The sequence below is a fragment of the Sphingomonas chungangi genome, from assembly GCF_013778325.1.
Classification (GTDB): Bacteria; Pseudomonadota; Alphaproteobacteria; order Sphingomonadales; family Sphingomonadaceae; genus Solisphingomonas; species Solisphingomonas chungangi.
Genome location: NZ_JACEIB010000006.1, coordinates 235,180 through 256,877 on the forward strand (window position 1 = coordinate 235,180; position 21,698 = coordinate 256,877).

General features: G+C 67.4%; 17 protein-coding genes and 1 pseudogene. 12 read left to right on the plus strand and 6 right to left on the minus strand.

What is annotated here, in order from left to right:
- Positions 1–29: 29 nt before the first annotated feature.
- Positions 30–1,559 (plus strand): DHA2 family efflux MFS transporter permease subunit, encoded by a 1,530-nt coding sequence (locus HZF05_RS09380; RefSeq protein ID WP_160365806.1) that lies wholly within the window; start codon positions 30–32, stop codon positions 1,557–1,559.
- Here HZF05_RS09380 and HZF05_RS09385 read toward each other — a convergent pair whose 3' ends face one another.
- From HZF05_RS09385 to HZF05_RS22405, 3 genes and pseudogenes are all read right to left on the minus strand, one after another.
- Complete coding sequence (locus HZF05_RS09385) at positions 1,560–4,826, minus strand: TonB family protein (protein WP_160365807.1); 3,267 nt, start codon at positions 4,824–4,826, stop codon at positions 1,560–1,562. It abuts the gene before it with no gap.
- Positions 4,827–4,899: 73 nt separating this feature from the next.
- Entirely contained in the window at positions 4,900–5,376 is a 477-nt protein-coding gene (locus HZF05_RS21850) for a hypothetical protein (RefSeq protein ID WP_246331842.1), read from the minus strand.
- Positions 5,377–5,420: 44 nt separating this feature from the next.
- A pseudogene (locus HZF05_RS22405) lies at positions 5,421–5,561 on the minus strand (DUF3089 domain-containing protein); the annotation flags it as partial.
- A 39-nt stretch (positions 5,562–5,600) separates the two neighbouring features.
- Here HZF05_RS22405 and HZF05_RS09395 point away from each other — a divergent pair.
- The 3 genes from HZF05_RS09395 (at position 5,601) to HZF05_RS09405 (ending at position 8,130) form a co-directional block, all read left to right on the plus strand.
- On the plus strand, positions 5,601–5,873 hold the full coding sequence (locus tag HZF05_RS09395; protein ID WP_160365808.1) for an ATP-binding protein: 273 nt from the start codon (positions 5,601–5,603) through the stop codon (positions 5,871–5,873).
- A gap of 65 nt (positions 5,874–5,938) precedes the next feature.
- Positions 5,939–7,267, plus strand: coding sequence for a M28 family metallopeptidase (locus HZF05_RS09400; protein ID WP_160365809.1), 1,329 nt, complete (start codon positions 5,939–5,941; stop codon positions 7,265–7,267).
- 110 nt (positions 7,268–7,377) lie between these two features.
- Positions 7,378–8,130, plus strand: coding sequence for an SDR family NAD(P)-dependent oxidoreductase (locus HZF05_RS09405; protein ID WP_160365810.1), 753 nt, complete (start codon positions 7,378–7,380; stop codon positions 8,128–8,130).
- Between the two features lie 24 nt (positions 8,131–8,154).
- Here the strand turns inward: HZF05_RS09405 and HZF05_RS09410 are convergent, their stop codons facing one another.
- Together HZF05_RS09410 and HZF05_RS09415 are read right to left on the minus strand one after the other, a co-directional pair.
- Positions 8,155–9,480 (minus strand): sensor histidine kinase, encoded by a 1,326-nt coding sequence (locus HZF05_RS09410; protein ID WP_160365811.1) that lies wholly within the window; start codon positions 9,478–9,480, stop codon positions 8,155–8,157.
- 55 nt (positions 9,481–9,535) lie between these two features.
- A complete protein-coding gene (locus HZF05_RS09415) occupies positions 9,536–10,207 on the minus strand; it encodes a winged helix-turn-helix domain-containing protein (protein ID WP_160365812.1) in 672 nt (223 codons plus the stop codon).
- Between the two features lie 203 nt (positions 10,208–10,410).
- On the opposite strand from HZF05_RS09415, the gene HZF05_RS09420 reads away from it, so the two are divergent.
- From HZF05_RS09420 to HZF05_RS09435, 4 genes are read left to right on the plus strand one after another with little or no spacing between them, the layout of a single operon-like run.
- Positions 10,411–11,727 carry a TolC family protein gene (locus HZF05_RS09420; RefSeq protein WP_246331844.1) on the plus strand — a complete coding sequence of 439 codons (1,317 nt, stop codon included), beginning with the start codon at positions 10,411–10,413 and terminating at the stop codon, positions 11,725–11,727.
- Positions 11,724–12,758: an efflux RND transporter periplasmic adaptor subunit gene (locus tag HZF05_RS09425; RefSeq protein WP_160365814.1), complete on the plus strand. Its 1,035-nt coding sequence runs from the start codon at positions 11,724–11,726 to the stop codon at positions 12,756–12,758. The genes HZF05_RS09420 and HZF05_RS09425 overlap by 4 nt, the downstream gene beginning before the upstream one ends.
- Positions 12,755–15,820, plus strand: a complete 3,066-nt coding sequence (locus HZF05_RS09430; RefSeq protein WP_160365815.1) for an efflux RND transporter permease subunit — start codon at positions 12,755–12,757, stop codon at positions 15,818–15,820. Before HZF05_RS09425 ends, HZF05_RS09430 begins: the two co-directional genes overlap by 4 nt.
- 27 nt (positions 15,821–15,847) lie before the next feature.
- The gene (locus HZF05_RS09435) at positions 15,848–16,585 is read left to right on the plus strand and encodes a COG4705 family protein (protein WP_160365816.1); all 738 of its coding nucleotides are present in this window, start codon (positions 15,848–15,850) and stop codon (positions 16,583–16,585) included.
- Between the two features lie 33 nt (positions 16,586–16,618).
- Here the strand turns inward: HZF05_RS09435 and HZF05_RS09440 are convergent, their stop codons facing one another.
- Entirely contained in the window at positions 16,619–17,380 is a 762-nt protein-coding gene (locus HZF05_RS09440) for a hypothetical protein (RefSeq protein ID WP_160365817.1), read from the minus strand.
- A 398-nt stretch (positions 17,381–17,778) separates the two neighbouring features.
- On the opposite strand from HZF05_RS09440, the gene HZF05_RS09445 reads away from it, so the two are divergent.
- The 4 genes from HZF05_RS09445 to HZF05_RS22410 all read left to right on the plus strand — a co-directional run bounded on the left by HZF05_RS09445 (position 17,779) and on the right by HZF05_RS22410 (position 21,674).
- The gene (locus tag HZF05_RS09445) at positions 17,779–18,570 is read left to right on the plus strand and encodes a hypothetical protein (RefSeq protein WP_160365818.1); all 792 of its coding nucleotides are present in this window, start codon (positions 17,779–17,781) and stop codon (positions 18,568–18,570) included.
- Positions 18,571–18,619: 49 nt separating this feature from the next.
- The gene (locus tag HZF05_RS09450) at positions 18,620–19,909 is read left to right on the plus strand and encodes a dicarboxylate/amino acid:cation symporter (protein WP_160365819.1); all 1,290 of its coding nucleotides are present in this window, start codon (positions 18,620–18,622) and stop codon (positions 19,907–19,909) included.
- Between the two features lie 197 nt (positions 19,910–20,106).
- Complete coding sequence (locus HZF05_RS09455; protein WP_160365820.1) at positions 20,107–20,784, plus strand: response regulator transcription factor; 678 nt, start codon at positions 20,107–20,109, stop codon at positions 20,782–20,784.
- A gap of 713 nt (positions 20,785–21,497) precedes the next feature.
- Positions 21,498–21,674 (plus strand): hypothetical protein, encoded by a 177-nt coding sequence (locus tag HZF05_RS22410; RefSeq protein ID WP_425505620.1) that lies wholly within the window; start codon positions 21,498–21,500, stop codon positions 21,672–21,674.
- Positions 21,675–21,698: the final 24 nt, after the last annotated feature.

The following is a 21,698-nucleotide window of genomic DNA, read 5'->3' on the forward strand; positions in this document are numbered from 1 at the left end:
GGCAAATCTGAACCGGGGAGGCCGCCGCAATGGACAGCCCGCACGAGAAACCCGTCACGCTGAGCGGTGCGCCGCTGCTGTTCGCCGCGCTTGCGCTGGCGCTCAGCAACTTCATGGTGGTGCTGGACACCACCATCGCCAACGTCTCGGTGCCGCACATATCGGGTGGCATCGGCGTGTCGCCCGATCAGGGCACCTGGGTGATCACATCCTATTCGGTGGCGGAGGCGGTGTGCGTGCCGCTGACCGGCTTCCTGACGGCGCGCTTCGGCAGCGTGAAGCTGTTCATCGGCGCGCTGATCGGCTTCGCCTGCTTCTCGATGCTGTGCGGCATGTCGACCTCGCTTGGCGAGATCGTGCTGTTCCGGCTGGGGCAGGGCTTCTGCGGCGGCCCGCTGATGCCGCTGACCCAGACATTGCTGATGCGGGTGTTCCCGAAGGAGAAGCATGGGCAGGCGCTGGGGCTGTGGTCGATGACCACGGTGACCGCGCCGATCCTCGGGCCGATCCTTGGCGGCGTGCTGAGCGACGATGCCTCGTGGCACTGGATCTTCTTCATCAACCTGCCGGTGGCCGCGGCCTGCATCGCCGGTGCGTGGATGCTGCTCCGCCCGATCGAGACGGCGCTGAAGCCGGCGCGGATCGATGCCATGGGCCTCGCGCTGATGGTACTGTGGATCGCCGCGCTGCAGGTGATGCTCGATCTTGGCCATGATCGGGACTGGTTCCACAACAGCTTCATCGCCATCCTCGCGGTCATCGCCGTCATCGGCTTCGCGCTGTTCTGCGCGTGGGAACTGACCGAGGCGCATCCGGCGGTCGATCTGCGCGTGTTCCGCCATCGCGGTTTCTCGGCAAGCGTGGTGGCGCTGGCCTTCGCCTTCGGGACGTTCTTCACGTCCGCGGTAATCATCCCGCAATGGCTGCAGGGCTATCTCGGCTACACGGCGACGTGGGCGGGCTATGCGACCGCCTTCACCGGCGTATCCGCCGTGATCGCCTCGCCGATCGTCGGCAAGCTCTCGGCGAAAGTCGATCCCCGCAGGCTGGTCAGCTTCGGCATCCTCTGGCTGGGCGCGACGACGCTGTTGCGCGCGCACTGGAACAGCAGCGCGGACTTCTGGTCGCTGGCGGTCCCGCAATTGCTGCAGGGCGTGGGGCTGCCCTTCTTCTTCATCCCGATCACCAGCATCGGGCTGGCCGCCGTGGACGAGGAGGAACTGGCCTCGGCGGCGGGCCTGATGAGCTTCCTGCGTACCATGGCGGCGGCGATCGGTACCTCGATCTCCACCACCGCCTGGGACAACGACACGCGCGTCGCGCGTAGCGAGCTGGTGTCGAAGCTCAACAGCAACGACGTGTCGGCCATGCTGCAGAACCAGGGCTTCGGCGTCGATCAGGTGCGCGGCACGATCGAGCAGCTTGTCAACGGCGAGGCGACCGCGCTGGCGACCAACCACATCTTCCTCGTGTCGGCGCTCGTCTTCCTGTTCGCGGCCCTCCTGATCTGGGTCGCGCCGAAGCCGGACCGGCAGGTGGCGCCGGGCGCCGCGCACTGATCATCCGCCGGGCGGCTTCGGCGCGGGCCGTACCACCAGCTTGTAGGGCGCTTTGCTGGCGAGATATTGCGCCGCCAATCGCTGGATCGCCGCCGGCGTGACGCCCGCGAGGTCGGCCGGGCGGGATCGGATGGTGTCCAGATAGCGCGGATCGGAATCGGCGCAGGGCAGGGCGGACAGCCAATAGGTGCCCGTCGAAAGCAGAGTCTTGCTTTCCTCGAGAAGCGGCGTGCGGGACCGGCTCAATTCCTCGATGCTGACCGGCCTTGCGGCGAGGTCCTGCACGATCGCATTGAGCTCGGCGAAGAAGGTGTCCACCTTGGTCGGCTCGATCTCGACCGTCGCGGCGATCATTCCGTAGCCGGGAAACAGCTCGGACTGGTCGATATAGGTGGTCGGCGCGTAGGTGAGCCCTTCCTTCTCGCGAAGGCCATCGATCAGGCGCACCTGGATGATCTGCGACATCACCTGGATGGCGCGTGCGTCGGCCGTGCTGGCGAAGAAGCCGGGCGTTGGCCAGGCGGCCAGCGCGATCCCCTGATCCTGGCGTCCCGTGCTGATCTCGGTGACCGGGGACGGTGTCGCCGCCGGGAAATGCGCGTCGCGGATCGCGGGCCGAGCGGTTCGGTCGGGGAGGGATCCGATCGTGTTCCGGGCGACCTCGATCGCGCGATCGATATCGAGGTCTCCCACCATGACGATGTTGATCGGCCCGGCCAGAGCCGGTCGGAGGATGGCGGCGAGATCGGACGGGCGCGATCGATCGAGGTCCGCGGGCGAGGCCGGTCCCCAGCGCGGATCGCGGGCATGGAGCAAGAAGCCCTCGTCCCTCTGCAGCATCAGCGTCGGCGAGGCCGAAAGCTCCGGCAGAGCCGTCACCAGCCGGGCCTTGGCCTGCTCTGCCGCGCGCGGGCGGAAGGCGGGATCGGAGAGATAGGCCGTCAGCAATTGCAGCTCGGTCTCGAAATCGCGCGCATTGGTGCCGCCGGTGAGGTGGAAGCGCTCTTCCGAGACATAGAAATTCGCGCCGACATTCTTGCCGTTCAGCATTTCCGCAATGTCGGTCGCATCGGCCTTGCCCAGCCCGCCCAGGATGAAGGTCTGCGGTTGCTGTGTGAGCATCCAGTAGGATTGCTCCAGCCCCGGCGGCAGGCCGGCGAAGCCGGCGCCGAAATTGGCGTCGAGCATCACCGAATCCTTGAGCGAGGGCGCGCGCTTCAGCGTGATCGATGTGCCGTTGGCGAAGCGGACGATCGTGAGCCCCAGGTCCGCGACATCCTTGCGCTCAGCGATGCGGCCCGGCGCGCCGAAATGGGTGTAGGGCCAGGCTCCGGCCATGTCCTGCTGCTGGGCGGCGAGCGGCGCACGCTCCGCCTCGCCGAGCGCGACACGCAGCGCCGCTTCCCCGCCGGCGGGTGCCTTGCCTGTGGAGATGAAGAGGAGCGGTCCCGATCCGGATACGAGCCGTTTGGCGGCGGCCTGGATGTCGACAGGGGTAAGCGTCGCGATCAGGCGCTCGTAGTCGATGGCGCGCTGCGACGGCGTCGCGAACGTATCTCCCGAAACCATGCTCGCCAGCAGCGTGTTCGCGAGATCGGCGGAGTTCCGGTTGTTCTCGGCCGTTGCTGCCTGGTCGAGCTGGTTGGTGAGACGTAACCGTTCACGATCGATCTCGGCCTGCGTGACGCCGAGCGTCGTGAGCCGCCGCTGCTCGATCAGTGCCGCTTGCACGGCCTTGTCGATCGCGTCGCCGATGGGAATCAGGGACAGCGTGGTGACCTGGGCCGAGTGATAGAGCGTCGATCGGTCGATCGCCGCCGCGCTGAACGGAGCACCCGGTTGGTCGGCGGCGCGATCCAGCCGCGCATTGAGGATCGATGCGGCGATCCATTCCGCGAGCTGCTGGCGTTCCCGGTCGAAGCTGTCCGGCCGGTCGTCATAGCGGGAGACCCAGTCGATCTCGATGCGCTGGGGCGCGCCTGGCTCCGTGAAGATACGGACGTCGCTGCCGCGCCGCTTCACGCCGCCTTGATCGAAGACGGGTGGCGGCGAGCCGTCGGAGGCCCAGTTCCCGAAGGTCGCCTTGATCATCGCTTCCATGTCATTGGGCACGACATTGCCCGTGATCACCAGAATGCTCCGGTCGGGGCGGTAATGCGTCTTGTAGAAGCGGCGCAGTCCGTCTGCGGAGGCCGCTGCGATGGATTCCGGCGTACCGAACGTCCAGCGCTGCGGAATGCGCTGCCCGGCGAGCAGATAGGTCTGGCGGGCCTGCTCGGCATGCAGGGACGGATCGTCGCGCCAGCGGCCTTCGGCCAGCACCACCGCGCGCTCGGCCTGCAGGGCCGTGGGCGATATCGTCGCCCGTCCGGTCGCCTCGCGCAGCATGAACAGCCCTTCGGCGGCGGCCGACAGGCGGGAAGGCGGGAAATCCAGCCCGAAGATGGTGTCTTCTGGCGTGGTGTTGGCGACGGTGTCCTTGCCGAAGCTCAGCCCCATCTGCTCCATCGATTTTTCGAAGTCGCCGTCCGGCACATGCTCGCTGCCGCGAAAGGTCATGTGCTCCAGCAGGTGCGCGTATCCGAGTTCCTTGTCGCCTTCGTCGACCGAGCCGACGCCGACGCGCAGGCGGAAGGATACGCCGCCCCTCGGCGTGCCGTTGCGCAGGATCGCATAGCGCAGGCCGTTGGGGAGCTTGCCGAACAGCGCGCGCGAGTCAGCGACCGGCGTAGGGGAATCGGCCACGGGCGGGGGCGCGGGATCGAAGCTGGGCGGCGGGGGCGGCGGCGCGAGGCGCGGCCTCGCGGGCATGCGGACGGGCGGTGCGGCCTCATAGGCGCGGATCGACGTCATCGACGGAGCGAGTGGCCAACGCGGCACGGCCACGACCGGCGATGGCCGCATTGTGACGACCACGGGCGGCGGCGGCGCCAGCAGGGGAAGCGCCCAGCGAATACGGTTCGAGTAGGAGGAGGCGATGGTTCGCCCCACGGCATCGTGCGCGGGCGTGAAGTGCGCGCGGCTGCGCAGCAGCGGGCAGGTCGCCTGATCGAGCAACGGCTGGCCGCTCGACTCCTTGATCCGGCAATCGGTCACAAGCCCCGAAGCATCGACGTCGAGCTCGAACGAAACCACGCCTGCCTGGCTGGCGCGCCGAGCCGCCGCCGGATAGTCTTTCGGGGTGATCCATGTTCCGGCGTCGATCGGCACCGGCGGGTCGGGTCGAGCAACGGCCGCAGGAACGGCGGCCGCGAGAAACGCGATCAACAGCATTGTTCCCCCAGGTTGGAGGCAACCTAGCGAAAACGAGTCGTTATTCCAGACGCGATATTTGATCTGTTTACCGGTTTGACTGTTTGCCGTGCCACTTCGTTGCGGAAGCTGGACCGATCATCACCAGTTCGGGATCGCGAGCCTCGCCGTTGGCGACGCGATAGCGAGCCAGCGCAGGCCAGTCCTCCGCGCGCTGCGGCACCTCGCGCCCGCGCCGCTCGGCCATGGCATCGGGGTCCGCCATCCGCGCTCGCAGGTCAGCGGGAACGGGTTGCTTGTCGAGAAGCGCTTCGATGAGCCGGATCGTCGCCGCGTCCGGCGGCGGCGGCAGCGTAGCGGCGGCAGCCGAAAAGGGGGCATTCGGAAAGGGCAGGCTGCTCGGGTTGGCGGTTGCCGGGGCCGAGCCTTCGTCGCGCCAGCTCAGCGGATTGGCGCAGATCGGCGGCGCGGCCCCGCGGGTGACGAGCTGGCCCTGCCACCAGTACCCGGCCGACTGAGCAGCAGCTTGCGCGGGATGTTCCAGCCCGCCTTGCTGTTGTTCCACGAGACGACGCAGCCGGTTTGCCCTGGTGAATCGCAGGTCGGCGGGCCGATCGTGGTGAATGCCTGCGGCACATATCCGCCGACGAGATAGGCGGCTATCATCCCGCCCTGCAGCGGCGTGCCGAGGATTTCGCGGTGGACCAGTTCGATGGCGAGCGCCGTCCCCTGGCTGTGCGAAGCGAGAATGAAGGGACGGCCTGATCAGGTCTGTAACGATGACGGCGAATGACGCTCGACGTTTCGCTCGCAAGGGAGACGTTGCGGATCAATGGCGACGCGAACCTGCTGGGCCAAGTGCTGCTCAACCTCCCGAAGAATGCGTGGCAGGCCTGCCGGGGCGCATCGTCTCCGGCAATGGCGGTGCGGGTGGACACCAACGAGGCCGACCGGGTGGTGATCAGCGTGAGCGACAACGGCCCGGGCGTGCCATCGCGTCTCGCGCAGGAAATCTTTCTGCCTTCTTCACGACCAAGGCGGGCGGTACGGGCGTCCGACTGAGCTTCGCCAAGCAGGTCGTCCTGTGAGGCGTAACCAGGGGCCAACGGCATCGAATGAGGTTGAGTATGCGTATCATATTGCTTCCGGCACTTCTTCTCGCGACCGCCGCTTCGGCTGCGCCATCATCGACGGTCAGTTCCAGGTCCGTGCGCGCGCATGAGGATTTCCTGGCGGGAGATGCCCTGCGCGGGCGGGGCAGCGCCACCCACGACGAGGAAGTCGCGGCCGCCTACGTGGCATCACAATTCGAGGGATACGGTTTGCAGCCAGCGCCGGGAATGCCGGGCTATGTCCAGACGGCCGGCGTGATCGGCATGCGCGTCGCGTCGACTCCGACGCTGGAGGTCGCCGGCAGGCCGGTCGAGGGCATGCGGCTGATCGTCGGCTCCAGCGCCGAAGTGCAGGGGCCGATAGTCCTGGCCGACAGCCTGGCCTCGCTGCCCGAGACGGCGGCGGTGGTTGTGTTCACGGCAGGCAACGTGCCGGCCTTCGACATATGGCGCGCGGTGCGCTCGAAGCATATCGGGCTGCTGATCGCGAAGGACAGCGGCAGCGCGACCGAATGGTTCGCCCAGATCGGCGGCCGTACCAGCATGCCGCGCTATCTCGCCGAAGATCCTCCCGCCACGCGCCCGTCCTTCGCGACGCTGCCGGCTGCGACGATCGATGCGATCAAGGCCGGCGAGGAGGCGCGGCTTGCGGTCCCCATCGCGCGGGACGAGACGACCACCAGCAACGCGATCGGCTATCTGCCCGGAACCGATCCCAAAGCCGGCGTGATCCTGCTGTCCGCGCACCTCGATCATCTCGGTCAGAAGGATGGCGGGCCGATCATGCACGGCGCCAACGACGATGCTTCTGGCACCACGGCGGTACTCGAGCTCGCGCAGGCGCTAGCGGCCGGCAAACCGCACCGGCGCGGCATCCTGTTCATCTGCTACGGCAGCGAGGAAATCGGCCAGTTCGGCTCGCGTTATTACGGCGCACATCCAGCGGTGCCGCTCTCGGATATCGTCGCCAATATCGAGTTCGAGATGATCGGCGCGCAAGATCCCAAGCTGCCGAAGGGCACGCTGATGATGACCGGCTTCGATCGATCCGATCTCGGTTCGGCGCTGCAGGCCCATGGGGGCCATGTTGCGGCCGATCCCTATCCGAAGGAAAATTTCTTCCAGCGATCGGACAACTACCAGCTCGCGCTCAAGGGGGTGGTCGCGCACACGGTCACCGGCTGGGCGGAGGTGCCGACCTATCACCAGCCGACCGACACCATCGCCAATCTGGATATCGGCTACATGACGAGCACGATCCAGTCGCTGATCGCGCCGGTGCGCTGGCTGGCTGATGGAAACTTCACGCCACGCTGGACGGGGGCGGGCAGGCCGACGGAATGACAAGAACTCCATAAGCGAGCATTCAGAGCCTTTTCGCATTGTATCGGATGACGGGTTCCGCTCGCCGAGCGGCCCCGCTAATCCCTGCGCCGAGCGCGACAGGAGACATTATGAGCAGAACCGTTTTCATCACCGGCGCCACTTCGGGCTTCGGCGAGGCCGCCGTTCACGCCTTCGTGGGTGCCGGCTGGAAGGTGGTTGCGACAGGCCGCCGTACCGATCGGCTGGACGCGCTCGTCGCCACGCTCGGCGCCGACAGGGTGCATCCGGCCGGGTTCGACGTGCGTGATGAAGCGGCCCGCGACGCCGCGATCGACGCGTTGCCCCAAGCCTTCGCCGGGATCGACCTGCTGATCAACAACGCCGGTCTCGCGCTTGGTACGAAGCCCGCGCAGCATGCCGATCTCGCCCAGTGGAAGACGATGATCGACACCAACGTGACGGCGCTCGTATCGCTGACCCACAAGCTTCTGCCTGCGCTGATCGCACGCAAGGGCGCGGTGATCAACCTGTCCTCGGTGGCGGCGACCTATCCCTATACGGGCGGCAACGTCTATGGCGGCAGCAAGGCGTTCGTATCGCAATTCTCGCTCGGTTTGCGTTCCGACCTGCACGGCACCGGGGTGCGCGTCACCTCAATCGAACCGGGTATGGCGGAGACCGAGTTCACCCTGATCCGCACCGGCGGCGATCAGGGCGCGTCCGACGAGCTGTATCAGGGCGCGCAGCCGATGACGGGCGAGGATATCGCCCAAATGCTCCTCTGGGTAGCGGAACTGCCGCCGCACCTCAACGTCAACCGGCTGGAGATCATGCCGGTGCGCCAGTCCTTCGCCGGCTTCCAGGTGGCGCGCGAGAATTGAGCCATCTCGCTGTCCCCACCCACGCTAGGCGCTCGCCCCGCCGGGCCATTCGGAGAAGCTGACCTCGATGCGGAGACCCGGCCCAGCGTCGTCGATCGCCAGGCGCGCGCCATGCAAGGTCACGATCGCGCTGGCGATGGACAGCCCCAGGCCCGAGCCGCCGCTGCTTCGGCTAGGGTCGACCTGATAGAAGCGGCGGGTGATCCGCTCGCGCTCGGCTGCGGCAACGCCGGGGCCGTCGTCCTGCACGATCACACGGATCTGTCCGGCGGCGCGCTCCGCGACGAGCGAGACGCGTGTTCCGGTCGGCGTGTGGATGATCGCATTCTCGATCAGGTTGGCGAAGAGCTGGGCGAGCAACTCCGCGTCTCCGTTGACCATGGCGTCCGCAGCCATATCGGCAGCAAGCGTGTGCTGCGCGTCGATCGCGACGGGCTCATATGTTTCGATCAGGGTCGCGAGCAGGCCATCGAGATCGACCGGGGCGAAGGGCGCCCGGCGCCCGCCGCCTTCGATCTGGGCCAGCCGCAGGATCGCCCGGAAGGTGGCGAGCAACTGGTCCGCCTGCGCGAGCGCGACATCGATGCCTGCGTCGGTATCTTCGCGGCCGGTCGCTTCCCGTGCGGCCTCCAGCATCTGGCGCAGGCGGGTGAGCGGCGTGCGCAGATCGTGAGCGACGTCGGTCGAGACTTGCCTCAAGCCTTCCATCAGCCCGTCGATCCGATCGAGCATCCGGTTGATATTGCGCGCGAGGTTGTCGAGCTCGGGAGCCAGGCCGATCATCGGCAGGCGCTGTTCGGTGCGGCCCGCCACGATCCGCTCGATCGCCGCGTTCGCGGCACCGATCCGTTTCAGGAAGATCAGTCCTGCCATCCATCCGCTGGCGAGCGCGATCAGCGTGATCGCGATCGCCCACAGGATCGTGAAGCGGACCATATGGCCGCCGAGCTTGTCGACATCGTATCCGTCGGTCGCGACGACCAGAAGGGAGCCATCCGCAAGGCGGGTGCCGAGCGTCACGAGCCGTTCGGGACCTTCGGGGTTGTCCATCGTCGCCGGATGCTCGCGCATCATGACGGAGCCCCAGCCCTCGTGCGCAGCATCCTGTGGAATGCCGCCGACGATGGCTTTCCCCTGGCGGTCGATCAGGAGATATTGGAAAGAGGTCCCTTTGGTGGCCTCCACGCGCTGTCGGATTTCATCCGGGAGATCCGCCGGCTTCTCGGCGACTAGCGTCGCGGTTTCGCTGGTCAGCGATCCCTGCATGGCCTTGTGGGCATAGTGGCCGACCTGATGGCGGACCATGCCGAGGATCAGGAAGGCGGCGATCGCGAAGACGGCCGCGAACATTAGCGCAAAGCGGAAGGCCCCGCTTCGGAAAGGGCTCTGGCTTGTGGATCGGTCGTCAGCCATCGATACGATAGCCCGCGCCGCGCACCGTCTGGATGAGATCACGCCCGAAGCCGCGATCCACCTTGGCGCGCAGCCGGCTCATGTGGCTTTCGATGACATTGGTCTGAGGATCGAAATGGAACGACCAGACATTTTCGAGCAGCATCGTGCGCGTGACCACCTCGCCGGAATGCTGGATCAGATAATCGAGGAGCTTGAATTCCTGCGCCTGGAGATCGATCCGCTGGCCCGCGCGCGTAACGGTGCGTTTGACCCGATCGATCGTCAGGTCGCCGACGGTTGCGGTGACGGTCGTGTCCGACATAGGCGGCCGGCGGGACAGCGCGTTCACGCGAGCGATGAGCTCGGCTGCGGCAAAGGGCTTCACCAGATAGTCGTCGGCGCCGGCTTCGAGCCCTTCCACCCGGTCGTCGATGCCGTCCATCGCCGTCAACAGCAGCGCGGGTGTGCGCACGCCGGCCGCCCTCAGGGCCTTCAGCACGGAAAGGCCGTCGAGCCCGGGCACCATGCGATCGAGGATGAGCACGCCATAATCGCCCTGCGTCGCCATGAAGATGGCGTCCGGCCCGGTGGCGCACGCCTCCACGACATGCCCCGCCGCGGCAAGCTGGCGCATGGCCTGCGTGCGTGTCGCGTCGTCATCTTCGAGGAGCAGCAGTTTCATGGTCATTCGTGAGGGTGGCGATCAGCCGGTGATCATGGTCAGGTTCCCATCGTCGTCGCAAGTTGAGGATTCCCAATGTTGGGACAATGCTGAGCCAATGTAGCCTCATGCATAGCGGACTTCGAAAGGGAGGGCTCCATGCCGCCACAGCGGAACCGTCGGCGATGAGCAGCGGGCTGATACGAACCGGATTCCTCTTTGGGATGGCGTCTCTGCTCGCCGGGTGCGCGAGCTACAAGCCGGCACCGCTGGCGGATTCGGCGGCCACGCTCGCGCCGCCCGACATGGCGATCGTTTCGGCCGATGCCGCGCGGATCGATCGTCCCTATCTCCAGCCGCAGCCGGTCGACTGGAACCAGCCGCTCACGCCCAATGCGCTCGCGGTGATCGCGGTGCTCGAGAATCCGGATCTCAAGGCGCAACGTGCCAAGGTCGGCGTCACCGACGCGCAGGCCTTTGCCGCGCGCCTGCTTCCCGATCCGCAGATCCAGGCGAATTACGACAAATTGCTCTCCGGGCCTGACATGTTCGACGCTTTCGGCGGTCAGCTGGCCATGGATCTCAATCAATTGCGAACCGCGAAGGTGGAGCGGCAGAGCAACGAGGCGGCCAAGAAGCAGGTGCGGCTCGATCTCGCCTGGGCCGAATGGCAGACGGCGGGGCAGGCCCGGCTCCAGGGCGTTCGCATCCTCGCGCTGACCCGGCAGCTCGGCATCGCAAGGGAGGGCTCGGCGTCGGCCGAGCAGCTTTTCGCCGAAAGCGAGCGCGCGGGCGCGCGGGGCGATATTTCGGGGGCGGATGTCGATACCAGGCGCCAGGCGGCGCTCGATGCCGCGGCCAAGGCGCGAACCGCCGAGAACGATCTCGCGGCCGCGCGGGGCGATCTCAACAAGCTGCTCGGCCTTCCACCGGAGACGATGCTGGTGCTGGCGACACCGGCGGACCCGGTTACCCCGCCCGATGCTTCCGTGCTGGTGAACCGGTCGCTCGATCGCCGGCTCGACCTGCAGGCGCTGCGTGCCGGCTACGACGCCGCCGAGGCGGATGTCCACAAGGCCGTCCTCGAGCAGTTCCCGAACCTTTCGCTCACGCTCGCCGGCGCGCGAGACACCAGCGACAACCACACGATCGGGCCTGCGATCGGCTTCACCCTGCCGCTGTGGAACCGCAACCGTGGCGGGATCGCGACGGCGACCGCGACCCGCGCGCAACTCAAGGCCGAGTACGAGGCGCGTCTGTTCCAGACCCGCGCGGAGATCGTCGCCGCCGTCCAGGGGCTGGAAACGGTACGCAGGCAGCGCGCGGACCTGATCGCGCAGATGCCGGCGATCCGCCGTGTCGCGGACAGTTCGGCGGCGGCAGCCCGGCGCGGCGACCTTTCGGCCGCGGCGGCCGCCACCGCCGAGCAGGCGGCGCGCGACAGGGAGCTGACGCTCTCGCAGCTCGACCAGCAGATTGCCGAACAGACCATCGCGCTCGAACTTCTCTCGGGCGAGCCCAGCGAGGGATGGACCCGATGAACAGGATGATTGCCTTTCTGCCCCTCATGTTCCTAGCGGGCTGCGGGTCCGGCGGCGGCGATGCGGGGGACAAGGCCGATCCGGTCGCGCGGGTGCGGATCGCGCCGGCGACGATGGGCGCAACGGCCGAACAGACCATCGTCTACGGTGCGACGGAGGCGGGGCCAGGCGGTGAGCGTAGCCTGATTGCGCCGGCCGAAGCGATCGTCGACAGGATCCTCGCGCCCAACGGCACGGCCGTCCGCGCGGGCGCGGTCGTGGCGACCTTGAAGCCCAGCCGCACCACCGCGACCGATCTTGCCAAGGCATCCGCAGATGCCGCGTCATCCAACGCCGCCTATGCCCGCGCCAGGAGGCTGCGTGCCGACGGTCTGGCTTCGGACGCGGACGTCGAGACGGCGCGCGCCGCCGCCGAAACCGCGCGTGCGACGCTCGCCAATCTCGGCGCTGGACGCACCGGCATGATGCTGCGCGCGCCCATCGCCGGCATCGTGCAAGGCCTGACCGCGAAGACGGGCGATCAAGTGGCCGCCGGCACCACCGTCGCGAGCATTGCCGTAAAGGGAAATCTGCGCGCCCATTTCGGGATCGATCCCGCGATTGCCCAGCGGGTGAAGCTCGGTCAGCCGCTGGAGCTCAGCAGCGTCTCCGGTGTCTCGCATGCGACGGTCGCGGTCGATGGCGTCGATACGCAGGTCGATCCGACGACGCGGCTGGCTTCCGTATACGGCGACGTGCCGGCCGGCTTCGACGTCGGTCCGGGCGAAGCTCTTCGTGGATCGCTTTCGCTCGCGGCGCAGGCCAATGGCCTCACCATCCCCTATTCGGCGCTGCTCGACGACGGCGGCCGCAGCTACGTGTTCGTGATCAAGGACGGTGTCGCGCACGAGCAGGATGTCTCGCCCGGCAGCTCGACCGGTGATCGTATCCAGATCCTCAAGGGGCTTGCGGCCGGCGACAAGGTGGTCACCGAAGGCGGCACCGCGCTCGAGGACGGCATGAAGGTCGCCGAGCAGGGGGCCGCCCGATGACGGAGCTGATGCAGCGGCATAGCCGCTCGATCTGGCTGTGCGTGCTCCTTGTCACACTGGCCGGGCTGGTGGCGGCCGTCCGGCTGCCGGTCACGCTGTTCCCGCACATCGACTATCCGCGCGTCGTCGTCTCGATCGACGCGGGCGAGCGCGATGCAACCCAGATGGCGGCCGACATCACCCGCCCGGCCGAGATCGCGCTGCGCGAGATACCCGGTGTCACCCAGATCCGCTCGACGACCAGTCGCGGATCGGCGGAGATCGATCTGTCCTTCGACTGGGGTGACGACATGGTCGCCTCCACCCTCGCCACGCAGGGTGCGCTGGCCACGATCCTGCCGGATCTGCCCGCTGGCACGCGCTTCAGCGTGCGCCGTTCGGACCCGACGATCTTCCCCGTGCTCGGCATTTCCCTGACTTCAGACAAGCTCGACGGTGTCGCGCTCCAGCAGCTCGCGCAGCTGCGGCTGCGGCCCTTGCTGTCGACCGTGCCCGGCGTTGCGGGCGTCGACGTGCTGGGTGGCGCCACGCCGGAGATGGAGGTCGAGGTCGATCCGGCCCGGCTTCAGGCGCTGGGCCTGACGATCGCCGACGTCTCGACGGCGCTCGGTTCTGCCAACAGCGTCGCGGCGGTCGGGCGGATCGAGGATCGTCACCGCCTCTATCTCGCGCTGGTCGACGACAGGTTGGCGACCGAGGCCGACATCGCCGCGATCCCCGTAAAAGCAGGCACGGCAGCGGGCGCGGGCGTTGCCACCTTGGGCCAGATCGCGACGATCCGCCGCGCGCCGGCGCCGGCTTGGACGCGCGTCACCTCGAACGGCACGCAGGCGGTGCTCGTCAACATCCGCCAGACACCAACAGCCGACGCCGTAAAGCTTGCGAAAGAGGTACAGGCCCGGCTCGACGGCGCGCATCTGCCGCAAACGGTGAAGGTCAGCTTCTTCTACGACCAGTCCGAGCTGGTGACGGGCGCGGCCGGCGCGGTGCGCGACGCGATCCTGCTGGGCGCGCTGCTCGCCGGCGTGGTGCTGTTCGTCTTCCTGCGCTCATGGCGCCTGATGGTGATCACGGCGACGCTGCTCCCCGCCACGCTGGCCGCGACCTGCCTCGCGCTGGCCGCGACGCACATGAGCTTCAACATGATGACGCTCGGCGGCATGGCGGCCGCCGTCGGCCTCGTCGTGGATGACGCGGTGGTGATGCTGGAGCATCTCATGCGCCGGCTGCAGGAAGCGGAAGGCGAAGAGACGCGCCCGTCGATGCTCGCCGCCGCGCGCGAGATGGCGCGCCCGCTGTTCGGATCGACCATGGCGACGATCGTGGTGTTCCTGCCGCTCGCCTTCATATCCGGCGTGACCGGCGGCTTCTTCAAGGCGCTGGCGGTGACGATGGTGGCGGCGCTGGGCGTATCGCTGCTTTATGCGCGCTACGTCCTGCCGCTGGTGGCGGATCGCTGGCTGACGCTCAAGGATGCCGAGGCCGCCGACAAGGCCGAGCGCATGACCGGCGCCATCGCCAACCGCTACGAACGTGTCGGCGTCCGTGCATTGGCCCGGCCGGCGTTGGCGGCGGGCATCGTCGCGGCGATTCTGATCGCGGTCGGCGGCTTCGCCTGGACGCGGCTGGAATCGGGCTTCATGCCGGCGATGGACGAGGGGGGCTTCATCCTCGACTACAAGGCGAAATCCGGCGCGGCGCTGTCCGATACCGATCGCCTGCTCCGCCAGGTCGAGACGATCATCCGCCAGACGCCGGAGGTCGCCAGCTATTCGCGCCGCACCGGCGTCCAGCTCGGCGGCGGCCTGACCGAGGCCGACGAGGGCGATTTCTTCATTCGCCTCAAGGGCGGCAGCCGTCGCCCGATCGAGGAGGTGATGAGCGAGATACGTGGCAAGGTAGAAAACCAGGTGCCGGGCCTCGAGATCGAGACCGCGCAGCTGATGGAGGATCTGATCGGCGATCTCACGGCGGTGCCGCAGCCGATCGAGGTCAAGCTGTTCGGTGACGACGATGCGCAGCTCGTGGATGCAGCGAAGAAGGTGGCAGGTGCGATCGGCAAGATCGACGGCGTCGTCGAGGTGGTCGATGGCCTGCGCGTGGCGGGCGACGCGATCGACATCCACGTCGATCGATCGGCCGCGGCCATGGCTGGCCTCGATCCCGATGCCGTCGCGAAGCAGGTCGAAGCGCAGGTCGGCGGCACCGTCGCCACCTCGATCCTCTCCGGCGAGCAGGTGATCGACGTCCGCGTGCGCCTGCCGCAGGATCTGCGCAGCCGTGCCGATGCGCTCGGCGCGCTGCTGCTGCGCGCGCCGGACGGCCGCACCGCGACCCTGGGCTCGATCGCCAAGATCAGCATCGCGGCGGGCCAGCGCCAGATCACCCGCGAGGATCTCGCGCCCTTCATTCCCGTCACCGCGCGGCTCGAAGGCAAGGATCTCGGCACCGGCATGAAGGAGGTGCAGGCAGCGGTCGACGGCCTTCATCTGCCCGCCACGATCCGCGTCGATTATGGCGGCCTCTACGCGCAGCAGAAGCAGAGCTTCTCGGACCTGACCACGGTGTTCGTCGCGGCGCTGCTGCTCTCCGCGCTGCTGCTGACCCTGCTGTTCGAGCGCTGGACCTTCACCATCGCAGTGATCGCCACCGTGCTGCTGTCGACCACGGCGGTCTTCTTCGGCCTCTGGCTGACCGGCACCGAACTCGACATCTCGGCGATGATGGGTCTCACCATGGTGGTCGGTATGCTGACCGAGCTTGCCATCTTCTTCCTGGCCGAGCTTCCACCGGGCGAGCCGGTGTCGGCCGCGGCCCTGCTGGAAGCCGGGAGGGCGCGCCTCCGCCCGATCCTGATGTCGGCCCTCATCGCGATCCTCACCTTGCTGCCGCTGGCGCTGGGGATCAGCCGGGGCGCGGGCCTCCAGACCCCGCTCGCCACCGCGATCATCGCGGGCCTCGTGATCGGCGCCCCGCTCGTGCTCTGCTTCCTGCCGATGCTGCTGCTCGCCATGGCGGGGCGCGAAGGCCGCACGGACAAACCGGCGCTTCAGCCTGCCTGACCATCTTCTCGCTCACAGGACACAGACATGCAGATCCGTCACATGCCCAAGGTCGACGGCCGTTATTGGTCGGCCATCGCCATGGCCAGCCTGTTCGGCACCAATCTGGGCGATCTCTATGCCCATGACAGCGGGCTCGGGCTGATCGGCGGAGTGCCCGTTCTCGTCGCGCTGGCTGCGGTGGTGTTCGCCGTCGAGCGGCTCGACCGGGCGCCCCGCCAGGGCTGGTACTGGCTGATGATCGTGATCATCCGGACGGGCGCGACCAACATCGCCGACTACGGTAAGCACCAGATGCCCTATGCCGTCTTCGGCGCGATCCTGACCGTGCTGCTCGTCGGCTTCGCCACCCTCTCGCTACGCCCCCGCGATCGTGCCGAGAGCGTGGCGGAGGAGAGCAGGGGAATGCCGAAGACCGGGGCCGCCTATTGGGCGGCGATGCTGAGCGCCGGCATATTCGGCACGTTCTTCGGAGACGTCGCACAACACGTGATCGGCCAGGGAATGGCATCGCTGGTCCTGCTCGCGGCCTTGCTGGTGATGCTCGCGATCTGGCGGGCGCAGGGCGCGAACCGCCTTTGGCTCTACTGGCTGACGGTTGCGATGGCACGGACGGCAGGCACCGCGATGGGCGACTTCCTGGCCGAGAATGAAACGCTCGCCATCGGTCTTCCCGTGGCGACGCTCATCACCGGCACGGCTTTCACGCTGATCGTGCTGCTATGGCCGCGCCGCAACCGGGATGTGCCTGCGACGGCCACCTGATGAATCGCGCCGGAAGGCGGAGGGCGGAGCTCCCTAGGCCGAAGCTGCTGCGGATGAGGGGGCCGGAGCGACGCAGTCTTCGTGCAACTGCCGGGCGCACTCGATCATCTCGCTCAATTGCGATGCGAAATGGAACCGCACGACGGCGAAGCCTTCCGTCGTGAAGGAGTGGCGTCCCTGCCCGTGATAGACGAGGAAGGACTCGTCCCCGGCCTTGTCGATCAGCCGCCGCACGTGAAGATCGGTCACTCCGAACTGCTGGGCCAGGTGTCGGAGCGGGACGGCGAACGTTCCGACGGGCTCGAAGGCGTCGTCCGTCCCGGCGAGGGCGAGCGCCCATAATATCTGGCTTCCGGCGTTGGGATGCAGGAAGGCGCTGCGCAGTCCGGGGAATGGATCGGGCATGCGACTGAGCGCGTGCAGGCGAGATGCCTGGATCGTCAGGAACGTGGCGAAAATCTCGGGATCGGTGAGGCGTTCGCACAGGATCGCGAGATCGGGAATGAGCGATGAGGCTGCATCGAGAGCCGCTTGCAGGTGTATGCACCAAGCTCGAAGGAAGCGGTCGGTCGGTCGGTAGGCGCCCGTCACCGGATCGTCCGACGGCGGCTCGAGATAGCCGATGTGCAGGAGGAAATCGACGATGGCGCGCGCCCGATTCGGGCTCATGAAGCCCGAGCCCGCGCAAATCTGCTTGAGTAGCGGGATGGTCAATCCGCCCGATGCGTGAAGATAAGCGGCCGACATCGCCGCTACGTAGTGACCGGCATCCTTGAACACCGCGTCGAGGCGCACGTCCTCCCGGGAGATACGAAGCATGTTCGAGGCGAACCGGCGCGCGGCCGGACCGAAATTATCGTGTGCCGCGACCGCGAGCCAGGCTTGCGGCAGGACATCGGTATCGAAAGATCGCGCCAGATTCATCGCACGGCCCCCCGGCATCTGCGAAGTCGATCACGCAGGCTAGCACGCCTCGGCATCCGATCAAATTTGTTAGATTGCCGCAACGATCGGATCGGAGGACGATGGCGCCCGGCGTATCTCCGGCTGGGCCAGGTCACCCAGCTGCGTTCCGATTCCAGCGAAAGCAAAACGGTGCGCTCACCCTGTCGGGCATCATTCCCTTTTTCGAGGCCGCGGCGCGACCGCGATCTCTATGGGCGAGCCTCCGACCACCCGGAGCTCGCGATGTCGTGCAGCATGTGAAGAGATCCGCCGCCAAGGCCATGGGCATCTTGCGGACACCGCCCGGCAAGGCCTTTGCGCCCGCGCGCGATCGCGGCATCTATGTCGTCTGGATCGCGCTGGTGTGGGCCGGGATGCTCGCGGGCTTTCTGCCTGATCTGGCACGGTTCGAGGCTGAAACACCTGCCCCGCCGCTGGTGCTTCACGTGCATGCGGCGCTTTATTTCGTCTGGCTGGTTTGCGTAACCTTGCAGATCGCCTTCGTCGAGCTGCGCCGGCCGGCGCTGCATCGCCGGCTGGGCTGGTGGCTGGTGGGCCTGTCGGTGGCGCTCGTTCCGCTCGGGCTGGTGTCGACGATGGTCGACATGGCCCGATCGTCGGCGGGAACACCCTATGAACCGCAATTTTTGGGGCTCGAATTCCAGTCCCTCATCGTCTTCTCCATCCTTCTGGGACTGGCCACGCAGATGCGCCGGGATATTGCCGCGCACAGGCGGCTGATGATCCTCCTGGCGATCTGCTTCCTCGATCCCGGGACCTCGCGCGCCTGGGGCTTCTTCAGCCCGATCCACCCGGATGGCATGTTCGGTTGGTGGCTGCGTTTCTTCTGGGGCAACGCCGCGATGCTGCTGGCGATGATGGGTTGGGATATCCGGCGCCATGGTCGCGTCCATCCGGCGTTGCTGGCCGGGGGCGCGCTGATAACCGCGGGTGAAGTGGCAGCGGTCTTTCTAGAATTTTCGCCATGGTGGCATCGGGTCGCGGGGGGTCTCGTGATGGCATGGGGCTGGACAGGGTGACGTGCGGTCTGCCGTATCCGGATGGACGGTTCAGGCGAGGGGAACCGGCATGAACCGGGGTATAGCCGCGCTCCTGGCGCTGGGCGGCGGCGTAATGGCGGGCATCGCCGTCCGTGCGAGCCATGACGGTCATCTCGCCATGGCCGCGCGGCTGGTGCTACCGCTGGGCACCCTGTGGCTCAACGCGCTCCGGATGACGCTCGTGCCCCTGGTCTTCGCGATGGTGGCGCAGGGGATGATCACGCTCGACCGGAGCGGCGGCGGCGGCGGACGACTCCTCGGCATCACGCTGCCGCTGGTGCTCGGGCTCCTGTTTCTCGCGGTCGCGATCGGGATCGGACTGGCTGTCGTTTTCGACGCGATCTGGCCGGTGACGCGCGGCGTGCTCGCCGGAATGGTCGCTGTCCCCGGCGGCCCTGGTGCAGTCGCGATCCCATCGGTGCCGCCAATCAGCGAGCTCGTTCTCGGTCTGGTTCCCACCAATCCCGTCGCGGCGGCGAGCAACGGGACAATGGCGTCGATCGTCGTGTTCGCGATCATCTTCGGCTTTGCGGTGTCGCGAACCAGTCCACGGGGCGACGAGCCGCTGATCCGGATGATCACGGGCCTCGCCGATGCTATGGTCTGGATCGTTCACGGCGTCCTGCGGTTCACACCGATCGGCATCTTTGCGCTTTCGCTGGGGCTCGCGCTCGACACCGGGCTCTCGATCGCCGGCCTCTGGGCCCAGCTGCAGATCGCCTCCGCCCTGGGAGGTGTGGCGGCGATCGCGCTCGGCTACGGCATCGCCTGGATCGGTGGCGGCGTGCCGCCGCTCCGTTTCGGCCGGGCCATCCTCGACGCGCAGGCCATGGCGGCCGGAACCTGCTCCTCGACGGCGACGCTGCCCGTCATGATCGAGGCGAGCACGCAGAGGCTGCACGTCCCCCCGGCGGTGGGCGGAGCCGTCCTGCCGCTCGCGGTCAGCATCTTCCGCCTCGGCGTGCCGCTCTATGCGGGGATGGTCCTCGTCCTGCTGATGCGGGGGATGAACCTTCCCCTGGATCCGGCGAAGATGGCGCTCGCCGCGGCGCTTCTCGTCCTGACCAACATCGGCTCGGCCGGCCTGCCGGGCGCGGCCGTCATATACGCCAACTGGATCGCCTCGCTGCAGGTGCTGGACCTTCCGATCGAGGTCGTACCTCTGATGATCGCGGGCTTCAGCCTGCCCGACATCTTCGTGACCACCGGGAATGTGACGGCGGACCTCGCGCTCACGACGATCGTGGCCCGGCTGCTGGGCCGCGAGCGGACACCCGCGGCGGACGTGGCATCGCCTGCGGCAACATTCGCCGAGTAGGAAGCGCGTCAAACCGGCCGCCATGCCGCACGATCGAGAGATTGTTGCCGCGCGAGTGCTTCGCGGCACGCCGGTTGACGGGAATGCGGATTTTTGCGGCCGTCCTTCGTCGCCACGTAACCTTGCGAACTTGTATAGAAGCAACCGATGCGGCGGTAAGGTTCGGCTGCTAGGCCGAGGACGGTAAGGAACCGGCGATGAACGTCTTGCTGCTCGAAGATGACAGGGGTGCGGCCGCCCATATCCAGCATGGCCTGTCCGGGCTGGGGCATCTCGTCCATCTTGCGACCGACGGGCGTGCGGCTTACGCCGATCTGTGCGATCGCGATTTCGATGTCGCCGTAATCGATCGGATGGTGCCGGGCATGGATGGACTGTCGATGGTCCGCCGGCTGCGCGCCGACGGAAACAGCACCCCCGTCCTGATCCTGACCGCCCTCAGCATGGTGGAGGATCGGATCGAGGGGCTCGAAGGCGGTGCCGATGACTATCTCGCCAAGCCCTTCGCCTTCACCGAGCTGGTCGCCCGGATCAACGCGCTGGCCCGGCGACCCCAGAAGACGACCGACATAGCGCATTTGCGTGCGCAGGACATCGAGATGAACCTGCTCCGCCGCGAGGTGACGCGCGCCGGCCGCATGATCGATCTCCAGCCGCGCGAATTCAGGCTTCTGGAGCAATTGCTCCGCCACGGCGACCGCATCGTCACCAAGACGATGCTGCTGGAGACGGTGTGGGATTTCGACTTCGATCCGCGCACCAACGTGGTCGAGACCCAGGTGAGCCGGCTGCGGACGAAGCTCAACGAAGGCTTCGCGAATGATGCGATCCAGACCGTGCGCGGATCGGGCTACATGATCAGGACCGTCGGCTGACATGATGCCGCGCACGATACGTGGGCTCATCCTGCTGACGGGAGGCCTGGTCAGCATCCTGACCGCGCTCCTTGGCGCTGCGACCTATTATTTCGCCAACAAGTCGATGGTCGACCAGCTCAATGCGCGCATCACCCTCGAATCGCGGGCGTTGATCGCGGTCGGCAGAAACGACGGCATCGCCGGGCTGGCGGCAGCGATCCGCGCTCGCGAGGCCCAGCCGTCTGTCGGCAATCTGGGCTATATCGTCGTCGATGCGTGCGGGCGGCGCCTTGCCGGATCGCTTCGCGCGGCCGTGCCACCGGCCCGATACCGGGGCAGCATGACCTATCTTCGCGCGGATGGCGACACGGCGGAGGCGCAATCCCTCAATAGCCCGATCCCCGGCGGCGGCCGGCTGGTGGTCGCGGCCGATCGCTCCATCGTCGACGATGCGGACGGCACCGTCCTGATCCTGTTCGGCACCGCCTTCGGCCTGATCCTCCTCTTCGGCGGCGGGAGCGCGCTGATCGTCGGCCGGATCGTCAAGAGCCGGCTGGCCGGCATCGCGGCCACGGCCGAGGCGATCATGGCGGGAGACCTCAGCCGCCGCATGCCCGTCGCCACTCGCAGCGGGGAATTCGATCAGGTCGCGGCGGTCATCAACCGGATGCTCGATCGGATCGAGCGTTCCGCCCGAGGAGCGGGACAACATCTTCGCCCGCTTCGTCCGGCTGGATGTCAGCCGGTCGACGCCCGGCCACGGGCTCGGCCTCAATCTGGTCGCGGCGGTGGCGGCCGCCCATCGCGGAACCGTGAAAACGGTACCGACGTCCGTTGGGCTGACCGTAGAGATCACCATGCCGCCGGCGGCGAAAGACACGTCGAAGCTGGAGGTTGCGGCCGAATGACCGCCTTGACGCGTTATGGCCTTC